The following is a 1,614-nucleotide window of genomic DNA, read 5'->3' as shown; positions in this document are numbered from 1 at the left end:
ACCTTAACAATTTCAGTGACACCAGTTTCAGATTTAAGTGATGATAGTGAAACGGTTACGATAGCTGAAGACACAACAGCCACAGGCAATGTCCTTGATAATGCAGAAACAGCAGATGGTCCACTCACGGTAACCAGCTTTACGGTTGGTGGGAATACGTATAATGCAGGTGATACCGTTACTCTCACTGAAGGTGAACTCACTTTAAATGCCGATGGTAGTTACACTTTTACACCGAGTGACAATTTCAACGGTGCTGTACCCGTTATTACTTATACAGTTACTGATGGTGCTGGTGATACGGATAGTTCTACCTTAACAATTTCAGTGACACCGGTTTCAGATTTAAGTGATGATAGTGAAACGGTTACGATAGCTGAAGATACAATTGCTACAGGCAATGTGCTTGATAATGCAGTAACTGCAGATGGTCCACTAACAGTAACGAGTTTTACGGTTGGTGGGAATACGTATAATTCAGGTGACACGGTTACTCTTACGGAAGGTGAGTTAACTTTAAATACCGATGGTAGCTATACTTTTACACCGAATGACAACTTTAATGGTGCTGTGCCAGTGATCAGTTACACCATTACCGATGGTGCTGGTGACACAGAAATTTCAACTTTAACAATTTCAGTAACACCTTTATCAGATCTTACTGATGACAATGAATCTGTTGCAACAGCTGAAGACACAACAGCAACAGGCAATGTCCTTGATAATGCAGTAACTGCAGACGGTCCAATGACCGTCACTAGCTTTACTGTTGGTGGGAATACGTACAATGCAGGTGATACGGTAAGTCTTGCTGAAGGCGAACTCACTTTAAATGCAGATGGTAGTTATACTTTTATACCGAATGACAACTTTAATGGTGCTGTGCCAGTGATCAGCTACACCGTTACTGATGGTGCTGGTGATACTCAGAGTTCTACACTAACAATTTCAGTGACACCGGTTTCAGATCTAAGTGATGATAGTGAAACGGTTACAACAGCTGAAGATACAACCGCCACAGGCAATGTGTTAGATAATGCTGAAACAGCAGATGGACCGTTAACAGTCACCAGCTTTAGCATTGATGGTAATACGTACAATGCAGGTGACACAGTTACTCTCGCGGAAGGTGAGCTCACTTTAAATACCGATGGTAGTTATACTTTTACACCGAATGATAACTTCAATGGTGCTGTGCCTGTAATTACTTACATTGTTACTGACGGTGCAGGTGACACTCAGAGTTCTACCCTAACAATTTCAGTGACACCCGTGTCTGATCTAAGCGATGATAGTGAAACTGTCACTGTTGCAGAAGATACAACCGCCACAGGCAATGTTTTAGACAATGCAGAAACAGCAGATGGTCCACTCACGGTAACCAGTTTTACTGTTGATGGGAATACGTATAATGCAGGTGATACAGTTACTCTCACTGAAGGTGATCTCACCTTAAATGCAGACGGTAGCTATACCTTCACACCAAATAACAACTTTAATGGTGCTGTGCCAGTGATCAGCTACACCGTTACTGATGGTGCCGGTGATACCGAAAGTTCTACCTTAACAATTTCAGTAACACCAGTTTCTGATCTGAGCGATGATAATGAGAAC

At 42.2% G+C, this 1,614-nt stretch carries 1 protein-coding gene; it reads left to right on the top strand.

The window, feature by feature from the left end; translation table 11 throughout:
- Nucleotides 1-9: 9 nt before the first annotated feature.
- Nucleotides 10-1,614 (top strand): tandem-95 repeat protein (locus tag H4J75_RS19520; protein ID WP_310733781.1); only part of this gene is annotated, 1,605 nt, incomplete at its 3' end.

Origin of the sequence: Colwellia sp. BRX10-1, assembly GCF_014077545.1 — a bacterium.
Taxonomy (GTDB): domain Bacteria; phylum Pseudomonadota; class Gammaproteobacteria; order Enterobacterales; family Alteromonadaceae; genus Colwellia_A.
This window is presented reverse-complemented; position numbering and strand designations above follow the sequence as displayed.